Source organism: Acetobacter sp. AN02, from assembly GCF_029759835.1.
Classification (GTDB): Bacteria; Pseudomonadota; Alphaproteobacteria; order Acetobacterales; family Acetobacteraceae; genus Acetobacter.
The window spans coordinates 1-18,868 of record NZ_JAJJND010000049.1; the positions used below are offsets into that span (position 1 = coordinate 1).

General features: G+C 59.4%; 16 protein-coding genes and 1 pseudogene. 10 read left to right on the forward strand and 7 right to left on the reverse strand.

The window, feature by feature from the left end:
- Positions 1 to 69: 69 nt before the first annotated feature.
- Together LOC54_RS07370 and LOC54_RS07375 are read left to right on the forward strand one after the other, a co-directional pair.
- Positions 70 to 715 (forward strand): annotated as a pseudogene (locus LOC54_RS07370) (IS5 family transposase); the annotation flags it as partial.
- Between the two features lie 17 nt (positions 716 to 732).
- Entirely contained in the window at positions 733 to 1,254 is a 522-nt protein-coding gene (locus LOC54_RS07375) for a flagellar hook assembly protein FlgD (RefSeq protein ID WP_279313181.1), read from the forward strand.
- 294 nt (positions 1,255 to 1,548) lie between these two features.
- Here LOC54_RS07375 and LOC54_RS07380 read toward each other — a convergent pair whose 3' ends face one another.
- The 5 genes from LOC54_RS07380 to LOC54_RS07400 form a co-directional block, all read right to left on the reverse strand.
- Positions 1,549 to 2,991: a mannose-1-phosphate guanylyltransferase/mannose-6-phosphate isomerase gene (locus LOC54_RS07380; protein ID WP_408740318.1), complete on the reverse strand. Its 1,443-nt coding sequence runs from the start codon at positions 2,989 to 2,991 to the stop codon at positions 1,549 to 1,551.
- A 129-nt stretch (positions 2,992 to 3,120) separates the two neighbouring features.
- On the reverse strand, positions 3,121 to 4,107 hold the full coding sequence (galE, locus tag LOC54_RS07385) for a UDP-glucose 4-epimerase GalE (RefSeq protein ID WP_279313183.1): 987 nt from the start codon (positions 4,105 to 4,107) through the stop codon (positions 3,121 to 3,123).
- Between the two features lie 87 nt (positions 4,108 to 4,194).
- On the reverse strand, positions 4,195 to 4,707 hold the full coding sequence (moaC, locus tag LOC54_RS07390) for a cyclic pyranopterin monophosphate synthase MoaC (RefSeq protein ID WP_279313184.1): 513 nt from the start codon (positions 4,705 to 4,707) through the stop codon (positions 4,195 to 4,197).
- 176 nt (positions 4,708 to 4,883) lie between these two features.
- Positions 4,884 to 6,137: an MFS transporter gene (locus LOC54_RS07395; RefSeq protein WP_279313185.1), complete on the reverse strand. Its 1,254-nt coding sequence runs from the start codon at positions 6,135 to 6,137 to the stop codon at positions 4,884 to 4,886.
- Positions 6,138 to 6,242: 105 nt separating this feature from the next.
- Positions 6,243 to 7,727 (reverse strand): amino acid permease, encoded by a 1,485-nt coding sequence (locus LOC54_RS07400; protein ID WP_279313186.1) that lies wholly within the window; start codon positions 7,725 to 7,727, stop codon positions 6,243 to 6,245.
- 202 nt (positions 7,728 to 7,929) lie between these two features.
- Here LOC54_RS07400 and LOC54_RS07405 point away from each other — a divergent pair, with 202 nt between their 5' ends.
- Complete coding sequence (locus LOC54_RS07405) at positions 7,930 to 9,993, forward strand: hypothetical protein (RefSeq protein WP_279313187.1); 2,064 nt, start codon at positions 7,930 to 7,932, stop codon at positions 9,991 to 9,993.
- A gap of 10 nt (positions 9,994 to 10,003) precedes the next feature.
- Here LOC54_RS07405 and LOC54_RS07410 read toward each other — a convergent pair whose 3' ends face one another.
- The gene (locus LOC54_RS07410; protein WP_279313188.1) at positions 10,004 to 11,329 is read right to left on the reverse strand and encodes a cytosine permease; all 1,326 of its coding nucleotides are present in this window, start codon (positions 11,327 to 11,329) and stop codon (positions 10,004 to 10,006) included.
- Positions 11,330 to 11,485: 156 nt separating this feature from the next.
- Between LOC54_RS07410 and gmk the strand changes: the two genes are divergently transcribed.
- The 4 genes from gmk to LOC54_RS07430 all read left to right on the forward strand — a co-directional run bounded on the left by gmk (position 11,486) and on the right by LOC54_RS07430 (position 15,624).
- Entirely contained in the window at positions 11,486 to 12,169 is a 684-nt protein-coding gene (gene gmk, locus LOC54_RS07415; RefSeq protein ID WP_279313189.1) for a guanylate kinase, read from the forward strand.
- A 5-nt stretch (positions 12,170 to 12,174) separates the two neighbouring features.
- Positions 12,175 to 13,611 (forward strand): D-glycero-beta-D-manno-heptose-7-phosphate kinase, encoded by a 1,437-nt coding sequence (gene rfaE1 / locus LOC54_RS07420; protein ID WP_279313190.1) that lies wholly within the window; start codon positions 12,175 to 12,177, stop codon positions 13,609 to 13,611.
- Positions 13,612 to 13,715: 104 nt separating this feature from the next.
- Entirely contained in the window at positions 13,716 to 14,735 is a 1,020-nt protein-coding gene (locus LOC54_RS07425; protein ID WP_279313191.1) for an enoyl-CoA hydratase/isomerase family protein, read from the forward strand.
- A gap of 134 nt (positions 14,736 to 14,869) precedes the next feature.
- Positions 14,870 to 15,624, forward strand: a protein-coding gene (locus tag LOC54_RS07430) for an IS5 family transposase (RefSeq protein ID WP_408740317.1) whose coding sequence is annotated in 2 segments (ribosomal slippage) — positions 14,870 to 15,209 and positions 15,209 to 15,624 — 756 coding nt in all. Because the reading frame shifts where the segments join, the coding sequence is not laid out codon by codon here.
- Here the strand turns inward: LOC54_RS07430 and LOC54_RS07435 are convergent.
- On the reverse strand, positions 15,601 to 16,194 hold the full coding sequence (locus LOC54_RS07435; RefSeq protein WP_279313192.1) for a helix-turn-helix transcriptional regulator: 594 nt from the start codon (positions 16,192 to 16,194) through the stop codon (positions 15,601 to 15,603). The two genes, LOC54_RS07430 and LOC54_RS07435, sit on opposite strands and share 24 nt — an antisense overlap.
- A 210-nt stretch (positions 16,195 to 16,404) precedes the next feature.
- On the opposite strand from LOC54_RS07435, the gene dinB reads away from it, so the two are divergent.
- The 3 genes from dinB (at position 16,405) to LOC54_RS07450 (ending at position 18,618) form a co-directional block, all read left to right on the forward strand.
- Positions 16,405 to 17,472, forward strand: a complete 1,068-nt coding sequence (gene dinB, locus LOC54_RS07440; RefSeq protein ID WP_279313193.1) for a DNA polymerase IV — start codon at positions 16,405 to 16,407, stop codon at positions 17,470 to 17,472.
- 73 nt (positions 17,473 to 17,545) lie between these two features.
- Complete coding sequence (locus tag LOC54_RS07445) at positions 17,546 to 18,154, forward strand: DUF2239 family protein (protein ID WP_279313194.1); 609 nt, start codon at positions 17,546 to 17,548, stop codon at positions 18,152 to 18,154.
- A gap of 251 nt (positions 18,155 to 18,405) precedes the next feature.
- Positions 18,406 to 18,618, forward strand: a complete 213-nt coding sequence (locus tag LOC54_RS07450; protein ID WP_279313195.1) for a hypothetical protein — start codon at positions 18,406 to 18,408, stop codon at positions 18,616 to 18,618.
- The last annotated feature ends 250 nt before the right edge of the window (positions 18,619 to 18,868 follow it).

Sequence of the window (18,868 nt, forward strand, 5' to 3'; positions counted from 1 at the left end):
ATATTGGTTCTCTACGTTGGCAGGAATACACATATCCCCTTATGAGTTCGAGCAATTAACGGTTGGTATAAGTCCGTGCTGTATCGCTATCGCGCAGGCATCCCGTGGCGTGATCTTCCTGTCCGTTTCGGAGACTGGAAAAACGTCCGCCGACGTCTGCGCCGCTGGTGTGAAAGCGGTGTGATCGAGAGGGTTTTTCGCTATCTGGAGGCAAATCATGACAATGAATACATGATGATCGATAGCACGATTGTCCGGGCGCATCAGCACAGTGCCGGAGCCCACAAAAAAGGGGCTCGGATCAGGCTATCGGGCGATCCCGGGCAATCTGACCACAAAGATCCACGCCATCTGTGACGCGTTGGGCAATCCCGTGGAGATCGACATTACGCCGGGTCAGGCTACGAGTATCAGCCTGGCGGAACCAATGCTGGAGAATATTGAACTGGATGCCTTCCTGGCTGACAGGGCGTATGACGCTGACAGACTGACTGATCAGCTCACAGAGCGCGGGATTACTCCGGTCATTCCGCCCAGAAGCAACAGAACAACCCAACGGGAAACAGACTTCGCTCCCCACGGAAAGCGTAATCTTATCGAACGATTCTTCAATAAGCTGAAGTAGTTCAGGGCTATCGCAACACGCTACGACAAGTTGAAATCAACCTTTCGCATAGAGGTACAGTTCGTCTCAATCATCATTCTGCTTAACTGACGACACGCCGTAGAAAAATGAGCGTTTCAGCCAGCAATCATCAGGATCTTGCCCTGAGTGCAGCGATGAGCTCGGCTCAGTCTTCTGCAAAAACGAACGCGTCTTCCTTATCTTCGTCAGACACATCCTCGACAGATAATACCGGTGCTCTGTCCTCCCTGAACAGTAATTTCAACACATTCCTGACTCTTCTGACAACACAGCTGAAAAATCAGGATCCGAGCAGTCCGATGAGCAGCGATACGTTCACAAGCGAGCTGGCTCAGTTCGCCGGTGTCGAACAGCAGGTCAATACGAATACGAATCTTTCAACTCTTATTGATATTACTCAGAATTCCCGGACTGAAAATGACTCGTCACTGACAAGCAGAAAAGCGACCGTTTCCACAACACAGCTGCCCCTGCAGGATGGCACGGTTCAGCTTACATATACGGCCTCTAAAGGCAGCGATATTGCAGTGGCTGTTGCAGACGCAAATGGTGCAATTGTAAAAACAGATACATTCACAGCAGATTCTTCAAGTGGAAACTGGACATGAGACGGAACGAATAACAGCGGGCAGAAGCTTTCTAACGGTCTTTACAGCGTGTCAGTCGATAGCGCTGACAGTGCCGGTAATACATCGAATGTGCCTTTTGCCGTGACAGGCACGATCACAGGTGTAAGCCGCTCGGACAGCAATACGTATATTCAGATGGGCGACGCCAGAGTTTCCATGTCCGATGTCAAATCCTATTCAGGAAATGCCGGTTCCTGAGGAAGGTTTTTCAGAGAAGTCACCTGTTCAGAAACGGGACTGATTACGAGTTTCTTCAGCTCCCGCTTTTTATCTTCAGTCCCTGTTATATATATCCTCAAGACGGACGATGTCATCTTCACCGAGATAAGAACCTGTTTGCACCTCAATCAGGGTCAGAGGAATTTTTCCCGGATTTTCTAACCGGTGAAGGCTTCCCAGCGGAAGGTAGATGCTCTCATTTTCCCGGATCATGAGTGTCTCACCATCACGGGTTACAAGAGCCGTTCCACCGACAACAACCCAGTGTTCCGCACGATGGAAATGCTTTTGCAGGGATAGTTTCTCTCCTGGCGAGACGACAATCCGCTTGACCTGAAAACGGTCATCCCTGATCAGGCTTTCATAATATCCCCAGGGACGATGGCGGCGGTTGTGCGAGACGGCCTGGGGCCTCTGATTTTTCTTGAGCTGCTCGACAGTCGATCTGATGTCCTGAGCCTTATCGTGGTGAGTGACGAGAACGGCATCTCCCGTTACGACGACAATGGCATCATCCAGACCATTCACGACCGTCAGGATATTATCTGAGCGGACATAGCAATTTTGGGTATTTTCAACGATGACATCGCCGATGGATACGTTTCCGGCCTGATCCTTTTCGCTGATTTCCCACAGGGAGGTCCAGCTTCCTACATCCGACCATCCGAGATCGGCGGGCACGACCGCAATATTTTCTGTCTTTTCGGCAAGCGCATAATCGATTGAAATATCGGGGGCCTGTCTGAATTCATCCTGACCCAGACGTTCAAAAAACATATCATGTGTTCTGTTGCTGACGGCCTGCTGCACGGAAGCGACTACCTCGGGAGCATGTTTCTGCATCTCCTTCAGAAGTACGTCCGCGCGGAACATGAACATTCCTGAGTTCCAGAAATAATTGCCTTCAGACAGAAAAGCCTCTGCTGTGGCTCTGTCCGGCTTTTCCCTGAAGGCACGGACGGAAACCACGCCTTTCAGATCAGCAATGTCTTCACCTGCCTCGATATAGCCGTAGCCGGTTTCGGGTCGGGTCGGGTGCATACCGAATGTCATGATCAGACCACGCTCCGCACCGGCGCGTGCGGAACTGACAGCTTCCTTCAGCGCCTCTGGTCTGGAGATGGCTGCATCGGCTGCCATCAGCCACAGAACGGCTCCGGGATTTTTTTCCGCGACCAGCAGTGCCGCCGCGGTGATGGCTGGTGCTGAGTTGCGTCCCTCCGGCTCCAGCACCAGACGCGCGCCGGTAATATCTGCCTGGCGGAGCTGCTCGGCGATCAGGAAGCGGTGTTCCTCGTTACAGACGAAGACCGGCGGGATTTCCGTGATGCTCCGCGCGCGCAGAGCCGTTTCCTGGAGCAGGGACAAATCGCCGAGAAGCGGCCAGAGCTGCTTGGGATAGCTTGCGCGTGACATCGGCCAGAGGCGTGAGCCGGAGCCTCCGGAGAGAATGACCGGAATGATGACGGACTCGCTGTCGTCATGTCTGTCTGAGATATCCGACACCGGACGTCCTCCCGGATTTCAGGGCAGAAACGGCTTTACCCGAGAAAGGCAGAAAGACCGTGCGGAAGCACACTGATTCCGCAACAGACATATGTCAACGTGCGGAGGAATGCGGGGGGCTCAGCTGCCGTAGCCGTCCGGATGGGCTTCTCTCCATCTCAGCGCCGTTGCGACGATGATATCGATATCCTGGTATTGCGGATCCCACCCGGTTTCTTTCCGGATGCGCGAGGAATCCGCCACCAGAACGGCGGGATCTCCGGCGCGGCGCGGCGCGGGCTCCCAGGGGACTTTCCGTCCGCTGACGCGCTCGACAGCGCGGATGACCTCAAGATTGGTGAAGCCCAGACCGTTGCCGAGATTATAGGTGACGGAACGGTCCGTCAGCTGGCCCAGGGCGCGGATATGTGCGTCTGCAAGATCGGTCACGTGGATATAGTCGCGGACACAGGTCCCGTCCCGTGTTGCGTAGTCATCTCCGAAAAGCTTCAGCGGCGGTCTGCGGCCCAGCGCGGCGTCGATGGTCAGCGGGATCAGATGTGTTTCAGGGCGGTGGTCCTCGCCCAGGCGTCCCCCGGGGTCTGCTCCGGCGGCGTTGAAATATCGCAGGCAGGCGCTGCGCAGGCCGCAGATACGATCTGCCCATACGAGCGCGCGTTCGATAAAGAACTTACTTTCACCATAGGGCGAGCCGGGATCGATCTGCGCATTATCTGCGATCGGCGGCGGACGGTCATCACCGCCGAAAAGAGCTGCGGTGGAGGAGAACACGAAGCGCTGCGTGCCGTGCCGGGCGCAGGCCTGGATGAGGTTGAGCGAGGTGAGGGTATTCTGGCGCAGATAATGGAAAGGCTCCCGCATGGAATCGCCGACCAGGGAGAGGGCTGCGAAATGCAGCACACCATCCCAGCGCCGCGTTCCGACGGCCTTATCCGTGGCGTCTGCATCTGCCAGATCGACCTCGAGAAAATCCGCACCCTGAGGGACGGCGGCCCTGTGGCCGGTGCTCAGGTTATCGAGAACCGTTACGTCATGACCGGCATCCAGAAGGCTTTGCGCCACGTGGCTGCCGACAAATCCGGCTCCGCCGGTCACAAGGTAATTCATCGTCTCATCTCTGATCTGCAGGATTCCATCGGGTCTGCATAGCTGACGTTACATCGGGACAAAAGGTTACACCCGCGGGGCAGTGGTCTATGAGGCATCGGTTTCTGGCAGGACGCTGCCGAAGTCGCGCCGCCCGCCTTTTTTACCCAGGAGGCGGACGTCTCTGATCACCATGTCGTGGGTCAGGGCCTTGCACATGTCGTAGATGGTCAGGGCGGTGACGGATGCGCCGGTCAGGGCTTCCATTTCGACGCCGGTGCGGCCCGTGCATTTGACCCGGCAGTCTATGACGGCGTCGTTGCCTTCAATCGTAATATCGATCGTGCATCCGGCGAGGGCGACGGGGTGACACAGCGGGATCAGCGTCGGGGTGGCCTTGACGCCCATGACGCCGGCGATCCGGGCGACGGTGAGGACCGCGCCTTTTTTTGTCATGAATCCGGCGTCGGAGAGGCTTTGCGCGACATCGGGCGGGAAGCTCAGCCGCGCCTGCGCGTGGGCCACGCGTTCCGTGATGTCCTTGTCGCCGATATCGACCATGCGGGGAGATTCCCCCGTTGCATCGACATGGCTCAGGGCGGGGGACGGTGTTGAGTTCATGACGGACAGCTCCTCTTCTGCCGGATATCAGGCCACCGGGCCGGTTGCGTTCTTATGTGCATGGAGGGGCGGGCTGACCAGCCTGTTGTGACAGGATTTCATTATGGAAAAGGCGGGCGGAGAGGAATGATGCCTCTCCGCCCGCCTCATATGCGGCGTGTTTTTCCGGACCGGCTTTATGCTGCCCGGTCGGGGTAGAGCTTTGCATTGAGCATGGTCAGCACCAGAACCGATGAGGCTGCGAGGCCGACCACCAGCATCAGGGGGATGGCCAGGCCGGAGCCGAGCATTTCCGCGATTCGATGCTGGATCAGGCCGTTACTGGCCGCGATCATGTTGCCACACTGATAGGCGAGACCCGGGAAGGTTGCGCGGATGGCGGCCGGGGAAAGTTCGCTCAGATAGGCAGGGACGACACCCCATGCGCCCTGGATACAGAACTGGATGCAGATCGCGCCGATGGTCAGCCAGACCAGCGAGTGCGGCAGGGTCCACAGGGGCAGGATCGGCAGGACCAGCAGGGCGGCGAGCGCGATGGAGTATTGCCGTCCGATTTTTTGTGAGAGCAGACCGAAGCACACGCCACCTGCCATGGCCGCGATATTGTACAGCACGGCGATCAGGGTGACGGAGTGGGGCTGGAGGCCGCGTTCGATTTTCAGGAACAGCTTGGGATAGAGGTCCTGGGAGCCGTGGCTCATGAAGTTGAAGGAGGCCATCAGGACGACGGCGAACAGGAACAGCATGGCATTGCCGCGCATGACCTCAAGCAGGCCTGGTGCTTTCGCCTTGCTGCCGGAGGCGGCCAGTCCGGCCTGGCGCTCCAGCCATTCGGGGCTTTCCGGCACGCGGATCCAGATATAGAGCGCGGAGAGAAGGGCACTGCCGCCGAGGATGAACAGGCCGCGCCAGCCGATGACGGGCAGGAGCAGGAACATCAGCGAGGCGAGCAGATAGCCGGCGGGATAGCCCGCCTGGAGGATGCCGGAGGCCACGCCGCGCCAGGATTTCGGCACGCTTTCCATGATCAGGGAGGTGCCGACGCCCCATTCGCCGCCAAGCGCGATTCCGAAGAGTGTCCGGAGCCCGAGGAAGATCCCGACGGTGGGGGCGAAGGCCGAGGCCACCTCGATCATGGAGTAGAACACGATCGTCCCGACCATGACGGGCTTGCGGCCGTAGCGGTCTGCCGCGCGCCCGCACAGAAACGCGCCCAGCGGGCGCGTGAGCAGTGTCAGGGTCGGTGCGAGGAGGATGGTGTCGATGCTGACATTGTAGCTTTTCGCCACGTTGTCGAGCGTGAACAGCACGATGAAGAAGTCGCAGGCATCCAGCATCCAGGCGAGAAAGGATGCGGCGACGACGTGTCGGGCCGTAGTAAAATTCTGCCGCCCGTCCTGTTCCGGCGGAATGACGAAGGTGTTCTGCATATCAGGCCAGCTTTTTTGTTATTAACTGATCAGAACAGGTTTCCCGGCTCCGTGCAACAGACTGACACGATGCTCCGGAAACCGTGTTTTTCCTGAACCGGCGCTTTACAGACCCGACACGCGGGGCGTGTCCTGGCTTTCCGGCAGGCCGGGGGGGCAGGATGTCGTGCGGGTGTGTGACGGTGTGGTTTTGTCGGGCAGGAGATACCACCCGCCGATCAGCAGGGCCGCCAGAAGCGGCAGGGCGGCGATGGTGTATGTGCCTGCGGGGTAGTCGCAGGCCATCAGGATGATGACGCCGCCAAGGAATGCGAGGGTAAGCCAGGCGGAGACAGGGGCAAACGGCATCCGGAAGCTTACGCCTGGTGTCTGTCCGCGGTTGACCTGCCGCCGGTAGACGATCTGGGCGGCGACGATGAAGGCCCATGTTCCGACGATCCCGATGGCGGAGAAGTTGAGGACGATTTCGAACACCTGGGCCGGGACGATGTAGTTCAGCCAGACGCCGACGACATAGACAGCCACTGTCGTGAGGATGCCTCTGGCGGGCACCCGGGATCTGTTCAGTGTCTTCAGCCAGGAGGGCGCGTTTCCTCCCAGGGCCATGGCGCGCAGGATGCGGCCGGTGGAGTACAGCCCTGAGTTCAGGCTGGAGAGGGCGGCGGTCAGGACCACGATGTTCATGACCGTTCCTGCTCCGGGGACGCCGAGGGTCGTGAAGAAGGTGACGAAGGGGCTGGTTCCGGCGCGGTAGCTGGTCCAGGGCAGCAGGCAGACCAGGAGGATCACGGAGCCGACATAGAACAGCCCGATCCGCCAGACGACCGAGTTGATGGCGCGGGGGAGGACCTCGCGTGGGTTGCGGGCCTCTCCGGCGGCGGTGCCGATCAGCTCAATACCTGAATAGGCGAAGACCACGCCCTGAATCAGGATGAGGGCGGCGAGCATGCCATGCGGGAAGATCCCGCCGTTTTCCGTAATGAGGTGCAGTCCGGTGGTGTGTCCGTCCACGGGATAGCGGAGGGAGAGGATGGCGGTTCCGATGACGAGAAAGAGCACGAGGGCTGCGATCTTGATGAGGGAGAACCAGAACTCCATTTCTCCGAAATATTTCACGCTGATGATGTTCATGAGCGCGACAATGCACAGGGCGATCAGGGCGAAGACCCATTGCGGCACGGGTGCGAAGACCGGCCAGTAGTGCATGTAGAGCGCGACGGCGGTGATATCCATGATGCCCGTCATGGACCAGTTCAGGAAGGACATCCATCCGGCGACATAGGAGGCCTTGTCTCCCAGGAACTCGCGCGTGTAGGACACGAAACTGCCGCTGCTCGGGCGGTACATGGCCAGTTCGCCGAGGGCGCGGAGGATGAGGAAGCTGAAGACGCCGCAGACGAGATAGACGATCGCGAGCGAGGGGCCTGCGGACTGCAGCCGGGATCCGGCACCGAGGAAGAGGCCGGTTCCGATGGCGCCGCCGATGGCGATCATCTGGAGCTGACGGTTGCCCAGTGCCTTGTGGTATCCCTCTTCGGACGTGGCCGGGGCGTGGTCCGGTTCGGGATTCCTCGGGGCGGGAGCTGTCATGAGTGTCCTTTTCGTCGCGATGAGGGCAGAGCAGGTCGGGGTATTTTGCAACAATCGGCGGGAAGAGCAATACATTGCGTTTGGGGAACGAAGGCTGAGTGTGACGAATCTTTGGATTATGAGAACGTGTCTATAAATTAGTTGCATTTCGTGTTATTTAGATATCACCGTAAAAATCTGCGACTTCCGCTGGGAAATTCGAATGTCTGACGCTGCATCCGGTCTGTCTCTGTCTGGTTTCCAGTCTTCCCTGTCCGCTGACGGCGGCAAGGCCGTTGCCCCTGCTGCGGGTGTCACGCTGACGGGTGCGGAGTCCGCTTCCGTCGTCACGGCTGTCTTTACCGAGGTTTCGGGGCAGGCCGGATCGTTTGGCAATACGGGCAGCGGCACGGTCTCTTCCGACGGGAAGAGCGTGACGTTCAGAGGGACGGCTTCGGCCGTGCAGAAGGCGCTGGCGGATCTGACCTGGACGAGTTCGGGCACGATTCTGGAAGGCATCACGACGACGGCGTCCTTTACGGTGCTGCTGAGCACGGCCTCCGGCGAGAGCACGAGCCTGACGCAGACGCTGAAGGTTTCGGGCACGGAGCAGAATGTCTTTCATTCTGACACCAAGACCTGGGTGGCGGCGCCGGGAACGGCGGGGGACACCAGCGATGTGACAATCACGGCTACAGCCGGTCAGGCCGTCTATTCGGGTCTGGAAACCCTTACCATCCGTTCGTCCGGCGCGACGATCTATCTTAACAAGCCGGTTGCAGCGAATGCGGACGGAACGTCCATGACGGGTACGGTCTCGGGTGCAAATGCGACGGTGATCAGCTCCGGGAACAGCACGATCAATACCGGCTCCGGGATACTCGGTCTGTATGCCGCGGATGGTGATACGGTCAATATGGGTGAGTCGGGGAACAATCCGTCCAGTGAGACCTTGATGCTCAAGGATATTGCCCAGAACGCGACGGTTTCCGTCAATCTTGTGGCGTCTTCCTCGACCACGCAGTCGATTGCCAATCTTTCCCTGTACGGAAAGCTGGTGATTCGGGTCAATGGCGGAACCAGCCTGAATTACACCGGTCGCGATGCGCTCATCAGTGCCAATTCCGCGGATGTGACGGGGAAGATTACGGTCAATTCCTCGGACAATACGGAGATATGGGCCGGTGCGGGCACGGTCTATTCCAACGTGACCGGGACCACGGGCAACATGATCGTGATGAATGCGCGTGAGGCGGGTGTGGCCGGATCTGACGGCGCGCTTGTTCTGACGGATGTTCAGGCGGGTCATGCGAATAATGTGGCCGTCATCGGTCAGGCGGGCAGCGTTCATACGCAGAAGATCGACACGACCGGTTCTCTTGCGACCGTCAATGTCTATGCCGGGGTGGATAACATTACCTATACCGGCAAGAACGGTGTTCTGGTCGGAAACGGTGCGGGACAGACCTCTTCCTGGGATGTGACGGGCGTTTCGGGGGCGACCAACAGGCTCTGGGCCGGTGATGGCAAGGTGACGTATCACGCTGCCGGTGCTCTGGATGCGATTCTGGGTTCGGTTGAGTCCCAGGGGGCTGATCTGGAGATTTCGGGCGGCACGGCGTCTGACAAAAGCATCGTGACCGTGCTTGGCAACAGCACGAAGACATTGTCCCTGACGCAGTCCGGGGATAGCAGCCTGGCCGTGTTCGGGCCGGGTCAGTATATGAATATTACGGCGGAGAAGGGCACTCTGACGTTCAACACCGGCGAGGCCGGACATGACCGGGTGACGTCCAAAGGGTCTCTGACGGTCTGGAACGGTAATAATGATCTAGATTTTACGGGGTCTTCTGCCGGTTCCGACACCCTGTATCTGACGGGGTCCGGCCAGGTGACGGTGTCCGAGGCGACCGTCAGCGCGGCGTCGGGCGTTCTCACCTTGTCCCAGTTTGAGGAATCGACCGGGAACATGACGGTCTCTGCCGGTGCGCGGGATGCGTCGATCACGACGAGCGGTACGGGGCAGGATGTAATTACCGGCGGGTCCGGTGCGATGACGCTTTATGCCAATGGGGGCGGGTCTCTGCTGCTGACGCTCGGCACGGGCAGTACGGACCTTTATCTGAACGGGTCCTCCAGCGGGAATGTCAGCATTTACGGATCGGGCAACCTGAACGTTCACGAGTTTGACGTGACCAGTGTGGATACGACGGCGGCCTCCACGATCTATCACTTTGCGAACGGCAACCAGGCCACGTGGTATGGAGCGGCTGCAGCCTCTTCCTGAGGCGGCCGGTTCAGCTCTGCCGGGCTTTTTTCAGCCCGGCGGCGTACCAGAAGAACGCGGTGAAAAATCCGACGTAATAGCCGATATCCGCCCCGCCGAGCCATTTTGCGACCGGGCCGGTCCACAGGCTGCTGACAGAGAACAGGGCGATGGTCAGGACCGATGTGACGGCGAAGATCGTCGCGCCGTGCGTCCAGACGCGCGGGGCCGGTTTTATTGTCCTGTCCCCGAGATACCAGTCGGCCAGCACGATTCCGGTCCACGGGGCAATCCAGTACATTGTGACGAGTAGATAATCCGTATAGAGCGAGGCGTACCGGCCTGCGCCGAGCACGGCCAGCACGTAGCCCAGGCTGGCGGTGATGATGGCGGCCGTGACGCGCGGGATGTGGATTCCGGCGGAGATCAGGCTGTAGCTGGCCGTGTTGTCGTTGAACGAGTTGCCGGTGATGGAAGACAGGGCGATGGCGGCGAGGGCGATGGCGCCTAGCGGGTGCATGGCGTTCTGCAGGCTTGTGATCACCGCGACGGGTGAGGGTTCGGCGATGCTGGCGGCGGTGAAAAGGCCGAGAATCTGGAACGGGACGGCGGAGCACAGCAGTCCGGAGAGGGCCAGTCCGACGACTTTTGACGGGCTGGAGTCTGCCGGAAGATAGCGTGTGTAGTCCGAGGAATAGGACGCCCAGGACAGGTTGAAGCTGACGAGGATTCCGGTGGCGAGCAGGAAGGTGGCGAAGCTGACGGGCTGATGTGCGGCAGGTGTGCTGGTACCTCTGACCGCGAGGGTGATGCCCATGACGGTGAATACGACCAGCAGCACCGCGCCGAGATATTTCTGCAGCGCCTGCACGACGTGGTGTCCGTAGACGGAGGCGACCATCTGGATGGAGGCGAGGATGCCCAGTGCCAGCCAGAAGGGCAGGGACGGTCCCGCGAGGCTGACCAGGGCGATGAGCGCGGCGGCGGCGGGCACGTTGTTCACGGCATCCCAGCCGACGCAGTAGATCCAGTTGAGGAAGGCGGGCGGGTGCACGCCGGTTGTGCCGAGGGCGCGGCGGGAGGCTTCCATCTGCGTCAGTCCTGTCGGCGGGCCGACTGCTGCGGCCAGGGCGACGGGCAGGGCCCCGATGATATTCCCGAGCAGGACGGCGAGCACGCCGGTCCGGAAATCAAGGCCGAGACTGACGAGGAGCGCGCCGGTGACCCATCCTCCGGGTCCGAGATTGGGTGAGAAATGGCTCCAGAACACACGGTCCATGGGCATTGTTTTCAGTGCGGTGGGTACGGGTTCGCGCACCGCGTCTGCGGAAAGATCCTCAAGCAGAGGGGCTGTCATCCGTCCTGTCTCTCCTGTCCGGCGGGGTTGGGGGGAGAGCATACAGAGTGTCCTGTTCCCTGTCGCTCTGCTAGAGCAGGTCGGACTGGAGACATTCTTAACCTGCCCCCTGTATCAGGTTCCTGCGGAGGGGGTGCTGGCGGAGACTGATGAGATATGACGAGTGAACGGCAGCCTGCGCGGGCGAAATCTTCCGGGGGTATGGTCCGGCGGGGGGTCTGTCTGGTGATCTCGGCACCGTCCGGGGCCGGGAAATCCACGATCGCGAATGCCCTGCGGGCTGCGGAGCCGCAACTGAGGCACTCCGTGTCCGTCACGACCCGTTCACCGCGGCCGGGGGAGGTTGATGGCGTTCACTATCACTTCCGCACCATGGAGCAGTTCCGGGAGATGGCGGAGCGTGGGGAGCTTCTGGAGTGGGCTGTCGTGTTCGGGCGCGGGTATGGCACGCCCCGCAAACCGGTGGAGGAGGCCCTGGCGGCGGGCTGTGACATGGTGTTCGACATTGACTGGCAGGGGCATCGGCAGATCCGCTCCGCCCTTCCTGACGATGTGGCGGGTCTGTTCGTGCTTCCGCCGTCTCTGGAGGAGCTGGAGCGCAGGCTGCGCGGCCGGGCCTCTGATGCGGAGGCGGAGATCGGCCATCGCATGGCGGCGGCTCTGGATGAGATTTCGCACTGGCAGGAATTTGATCAGGTTATTGTCAATGTGGAGCTGGACCGGGCGATTGCCGAGGCGCGTGCGGTGCTGACGGCGGCTCGTCTGCGGACGTCGCGCCAGACCGGGCTGAGTGATTTCGTGGCCGGGTTCGGCAGTTATAACGAACGGAAAACGGACTGACATATATGGATTTCTCCGCGATTACCGTCCTGTGCATCGGTGATGTGATGCTTGATCGCTTTTTCTATGGCGATATGGAGCGCATCTCGCCCGAGGCCCCTGTTCCGGTTCTTCTCATGGGGCAGAAGCGGGAGATGCCCGGTGGCGCGGGGAATGTGGCGAGCAATGTGGTGTCGCTGGGCGGTCATGCGGTTCTGATCGGTCTGGCCGGGGCGGATGAGGCGGGAGAGACGCTGCGGAAATCGCTGCGGAGCCGTCCGCGTGTGTCGGACTGTCTGGTGACGACCGGGCAGCGGCCGACGATCTGCAAGACGCGGTTCATCGCCTCCCATCAGCAGGTGATCCGGGCGGATGAGGAGAGCCGGCTGCCGCTTCAGGCGGAGGAGGCGGAAGCGCTGTGCCGTGCATTCGACGCGCAATCTGATCGTGTGCATGTCGTCATTCTGTCTGATTACGGGAAGGGTGTGTGTGACGAGCGGGTGATCCGGCATGTGATTGCGGCCTGCCGGGCGCGCGGGATTGCGGTGTTTGCGGATCCGAAGAATCCGGATTTCCGGCATTATCTGGGGGCGACCTGCATCACGCCGAATGCGAAGGAGCTGGCTGCGGCCTCCGGGATGGCGACGGGTGAGGATGCGCAGGCCGAGGCGGCTGCGAGGAAGGTGATGGCGCGGGCGGAGGCGTCCGCCATTCTTGCGACGCGATCTGAGAAGGGCATGATGCTGGTGTCTTCGGACGGGTCCGTCGTGTCGGTTCCGGCGCGGGCGCGCGAGGTTTTTGACGTGTCCGGTGCGGGGGATACCGTTATTGCGACGATGGCTCTGGCGTTTGGCGCAGGTCTGGAGATGAAGGACGCCATGCGGATCGCGAATGCCGCTGCCGGTGTGGTGGTGGGCAAGCTGGGCACGGCGACGGCGGATATTTCCGAGGTGACGGACGAGCTTGAGGCGCAGGATGCCTCGGTGGAGGAGGCGCAGCTTCTCACGCGTTTTCAGGCGCTGGCACAGGTTCAGAGATGGAAGGCGCGGGGGCTGAAGGTCGGCTTTACGAATGGCTGTTTCGATATCCTGCATCCGGGGCATGTCGCGCTGCTGGCTGAGGCCCGGCGGGCCTGTGACCGTCTGGTTGTCGGCCTGAATGAGGACGAGAGCGTCAGCCGTCTGAAGGGGCCGTCCCGGCCGGTCAATATGCTGGCCTCGCGTGCGGCGGTGATGGCGGCGATCCGCTATGTCGATGCGGTGGTCGGGTTTGGTGAGGATACGCCGCTGGAGCTGATCCGGGAGCTGATGCCTGACGTTCTGGTCAAGGGGGCGGATTATCGCCCGGATCAGGTCGTGGGGGCTGATCTGGTTCTGGCGGCGGGGGGGCGTCTGGTTCTGGCGGACCTTCGGCCGGGGCATTCCACGACGGCGACCATTGCGCGCATTGCGGAGCGGGACTGACCTGCGGCTTCACAACCTCCGGCGCGGCGGGGGTGACGGGTTGCGTCCGTGAGGGTCTTTCCCTGAGACTGGCTGAAAAATCCGTTCAAGGAGTTCGTGACGCCATGCCTTCAGAGTCAGATACCGGATCGTCAGACATCATTGCCCGCCGCGAGGGGCGTCTCGGGCATCTGACGCTGAACCGTCCGAAAAAGCTGAATTCCATCGGTCCTTCCATGGCGCGTGAGATGGACCGCGTTCTTGACGCATGGCGGACCGATGAGCGCGTTGAGGCGGTTCTGATCGATTCCTCCTCTCCCAGGGCATTCTGTGCGGGCGGGGACATCCGGCATCTGTCGGAGGTGCGTGAGAGCCGTGGTCCTGAGACGACGGCGGATGAGATGAGCGTTGCCTACGGGACGATGCAGCGGATTGCGGCATTTCCGAAGCCGGTTGTTACGGTGATGGACGGGATCACCATGGGCGGCGGGATCGGGCTTGGCGCTTTCGGAACCGTGCGTGTCGTGACCGAGCGTTCGGTTCTGGCGATGCCGGAGGTGATGATCGGTCTGACGCCGGATGCGGGCGGTTCGTGGCTGCTTGCGCGTGCGCCGGGGCGCCATGGGCTGCGTCTGGCCATGACGGGCGGGCGGATGCACGGTGCGGAGGCGGTGACGATGGGGTTTGCCGACGTGTTTCTTCCGTCGGAGAAGCTGCCGGAACTGGCCGGGATGCTTGCGGACCGGGTACTGGCGGAGGTGGCGCTTCTTTCGCGGCAGGACGGGCCGGAGCTTGCACATGATCTGGAGATTGCGGCGGTTTATGCCGATACGGATGTTGAGGGGATCATCCGGCGGCTGCGCGAGGCGGATTCGGACTGGATGAGGGAGGATCTGAAGCTGCTTGAGGAGGCATGCCCGTGGTCTGTCGGGCTGAGTGCATGGTCCTGGAACCGTGCAAAACGCTATCGCTCTTTACCGGAGACGATTATGGAGGAGCTGAAGCTGGTGCGCGCATGTCTGCGTCGTCCGGATTTTGCGGAAGGCGTGCGGGCGCGCGTGATCGACAAGGATAACGCACCGCGCTGGTCTCCGGCTGATATCGGGTCTGCGCTGGCGGAACTGCGGGAGCGCGGGTTTTCCTGACCCGGAGTTTCTGTTCGGGAGCCCGTCTCAACCTTACGGCGTGTCGTCAGTTAAGCACTGAGCATGTGCCGTGAGGGTTGTACTTTCTGTCGCCCTGTGCTGACTGTTTTCCCGGTTTTGAGGGGGAGAAACAGATGCGGCGCTATGGCTTGCGTGACGACCAGTGGGAGCGGATAAAAGACCTTCTTCCGGGTCGTGAGGGTCATGCTGGAGGCACTGCTGCAGACAACCGTCTGTTCGTGGAGGCGGTGCTGTATCGCTGTCGCGCAGGCATTCCATGGCGCGATCTTCCTGCACGTTTCGGAGACTGGAAAAACGTGCACCGGCGTCTGCGCCGCTGGTGTGAAAGCGGTGTTATTGAGCGGATATTTCGCTATCTGGCGGCAGATCACGACAACGAATACATGATGATCGACAGCACGATTGTCCGGGCGCATCAGCATAGTGCCGGAGCTCTCAAAAAAGGGGGACGGATCAGGCCATCGGACGATCACGAGGCGGGTTGACGACAAAGATCCATGCCATCTGCGATGCCCTGGGCAACCCGGTGGAGATCGACATCACACCGGGCCAGGATGCCGATATCACTCAGGCAGAGCAACTTCTGGAAAAGATTGATCCGGATGCCTTCCTGGCCGACAGAGCCTATGACGCAGACCGGTTGATCGACCGGCTGACAGAGCGGGAGATTACTCCGGTTATCCCATCAAAAAGCAACAGAACAACACAACGGAAAACGGACTTTGCCCTTTACAGGGAGCGTAATCCTGTCAAGCGGTTCTTTAATAAAATCAAACAGTTCCGTGCCATCGCAACACGCTGCGATAAACTCAAATCTACTTTCCTCGCAGCCGTGCAGTTTGCCTCAGTCATCATCCTCCTTAACTGACGACACGCCGTAGCGCGTGGAGCGGGCCTGCCGTTCCATCCACTTCTGCGCCATGACTTTGCGTTCCGGCGGCAGGCTGCGATAGAGCAGCATCAGATCGTTTTCGTCAGGTGAAAGGGTGGCCGGAATTTCCTTCTCGGCCATGCCTGTCAGGAAAACATCTGCAGGAACCTGAAAGATTTCCGCAAGGCGGGGGATGTGCCTGCGGGCGCTGCTGGTCCGTCCGGTTTCCATGAAAGTCACGGCAGCACGGGAAATATTAAGGGCATCCGCCAGCTGCTGCTGTGTCATGCCCATTGTACGCCGGAGTGTCGAGATACGTTTGGCGAGTTCTGCAATCGGCGAGACCGGAACGTCTTCCTGGCCCGTCCGGTCCAGGGAGGCATCCTGCATTCTGAGCCAGCGGCGGAATGTCGCTCTGGAGGTCTGTATGGCACCGGTCGATACCGCATCCCGGCTGGCGGAGGTTTCCTCGTAATGGACGCTGTCATCCAGAAGTTCGGTTATCCGTCTGGGAAGGATTTCCGGGTTGGCGGGAATCCAGAGCTGTCCGGGCTGAAGCAATATCAAGGGCAGGTCCTTCTTCGGGCGTCGGATGCGCGGAAGAATGTCCCGGAACTGCCGTCCGGTAAACCGCGCCGATGGGTTACAAACGATGTCTGCTGGCCCTGCTGTGCTATAGAGAAACGTGCCTTATCTGTCAAAAAACATGGAGGATATTTATTTTTTATAAAAAATTATGTTTTGTTCTCTTTTAGTTCTTTTATATGATGCGTGGTGATGGAAAGAAAAATCATACATGTCGACATGGATGCGTTTTATGCGTCCGTCGAGCAGCGTGATTGTCCTGAACTGCGTGGCCGGCCTGTGGCGGTGGGGTCTGCGGGGGCCAGGGGGGTTGTTGCGGCTGCGAGTTATGAGGCACGGGTCTCCGGCGTAAGGTCGGCGCTTCCTTCCGTGACGGCTCTGAAGCGCTGTCCGGAGCTGATTTTCGTGAGGCCGAGGTTTCAGGTCTATCGGTCTGTATCCCGGCAGATACATAATATTTTCTTGGATTTCAGTGATGTTATCGAGCCTCTGTCGCTGGATGAGGCCTATCTTGATGTGACAGAGAATAAGGCGGGCGTATCGACGGCCTGGCGTATGGCGAAGCTGATCCGGGCGCGTATCCTTGAGCAGACCGGTCTGACGGCTTCTGCCGGGGTGTCCTATAACAAGCTGCTTGCCAAGCTGGCTTCGGGGATGAGGAAGCCGGACGGTCAGTTTGCGATCATGCCTGATGAAGGCGCCGGATTTATCGGGTCTCTTCCTGTGGGGAAGCTGCATGGCGTTGGTCGTTCCACGGCTGCGCGGATGCATGAGCTCGGGATTTTTACCGGAGCGGATCTGAGGAGGCGGGCGCGTGAGGAGCTGCGTCTTGTCTTCGGGAAGGCGGGGCTCTGGTATTATGACGTGGCGCGGGGCGTTGACAATCGTCCGGTCCGTTCTGAGCGGGTCAGGAAATCATCGGGTTCTGAAACGACATTTCCTGAGGATTATCTTGATGAGGACCGGATCAGGGCAGGGCTTGCGGAGATGGCGGATGAGGTCTGGGGCTGGTGTGAGACGGCGCAGAGATTTGGCCGGACGGTGACTGTGAAGGTGAAATGGGCGGATTTCAGGATCACGACGCGGAGTCAGTCGTTTTCTGCGCCGGTCCGGTCACGTGAGGCGCTTATGGATGCGGCGGAGAGGCTTTTGCGGGGTCTGCTGCCGCCGCCTGCGGGGGTGCGTCTTGTGGGGGTGACGGTTTCGGGGTTTGCCGGTGCTGAATCCCGGCAGCCTGATCTGCTGGATTGCATGGGCTGAGACTTACGGGAAAGAAAATTTATTTTATCCGGGTATTATTTACAAAAATAAATTTAACCCGTATAAAATTCGTATGTCTGAATATCTTTCAAAGTCCTGTACGGCGTTTGCCGGGACGGGAAAGCTGGTCTGCGGACCTCTGGTTGATGTTGCTCTTGCCGTGCGGGGTGCCGTGCGCAGCGATACCGGCGGGGGGGCTGTTCTCGTGTTTGATGACGCGACCGGAGCCGTGGTTGATCTTGATCTGAGGGGAAGTACCGCTGCGATCATCGAGCGGCTGACCAGTCAGGGGGAGGCTGCGGCGTTTGCCGCGGCTGTGCGGGCGCGTCCGGGTGGCGGCGAGGCGCAGGGGCGTGGCCGTCCGAAGCTGGGGGTGACGGCGCGTGAGGTGACACTGCTTCCGCGGCACTGGGAGTGGCTTGCACAGCAGCAGGGTGGGGCTTCGCAGACCTTGCGGCGTCTGATTGATCAGGCGCGCAAGGCGGATGACGGGCTTGCGGAGGTGCATGCGGCGCGTGAGCGGTGCTATCGGTTCCTGACGGCTCTGGCCGGGGATCTGCCTGGTTATGAGGAGGTGATCCGGGCGCTGTTTGCCGGGGATGATGCGACGTTTTCCGGGAAGATGGCAGAGTGGCCTTCGGATGTTCGGGGTTATGCGCTGCAGCTTTTGCGGGCCGGGTGAGGGGGCAGATTTCCTTCTATTGTATGGAATGTTCAGGAAGCAGGTCTATGAAGAGGTATGGCGGGCGGGTACATAGACTGCGCACGATACGAGGCCGCCATTTTGTTACCCGCTGTCATGTTCCGGAGATTTTTGAAGAATTCGCGTAACGGAGCGTTCCGGTTCATATCATTCCGTATGCGGCCTGTTTTAATTATTGTTATGTTGTTTGCAGACCACAGATTTCAGCTGCGTATATGTCTGGAGATTATATGTCGGATTTTCATCTGCTCATCAGGCGCATTGATGACAAAGAACTGTCAGATCTTGTCAGCAGCATAAGATCTGACTGGCCGGACGATGAAACCCGGCTGTCTGTTGAACTTGCGCCTGGTATAACGAGAGATAAAACCGAAGGTCTGGACGCTCCGGGGAGTCATAATATTATAAATCTGAATATATTTTTTGATATTATTCAAGAGTAACATGGAAATACAAAATCATTATTTGAGATTTATACTGTAAATTTCTCAAGAAGTTTTCAAGATGAAAATAATTTAAGTCCAACATTTTTAACGAATACCATTAAAATTAAAAAAAGAGACGGGGAATCATCCATTTCAACAGGCTGTCAATTCATGGCTGCACAAAAATGCAGATAATACCAACCGTTTCTTGATCAGACTCACGGGGTACCCATTGGGCTAAAAATGTGATTCACAGGATGCTGATCAT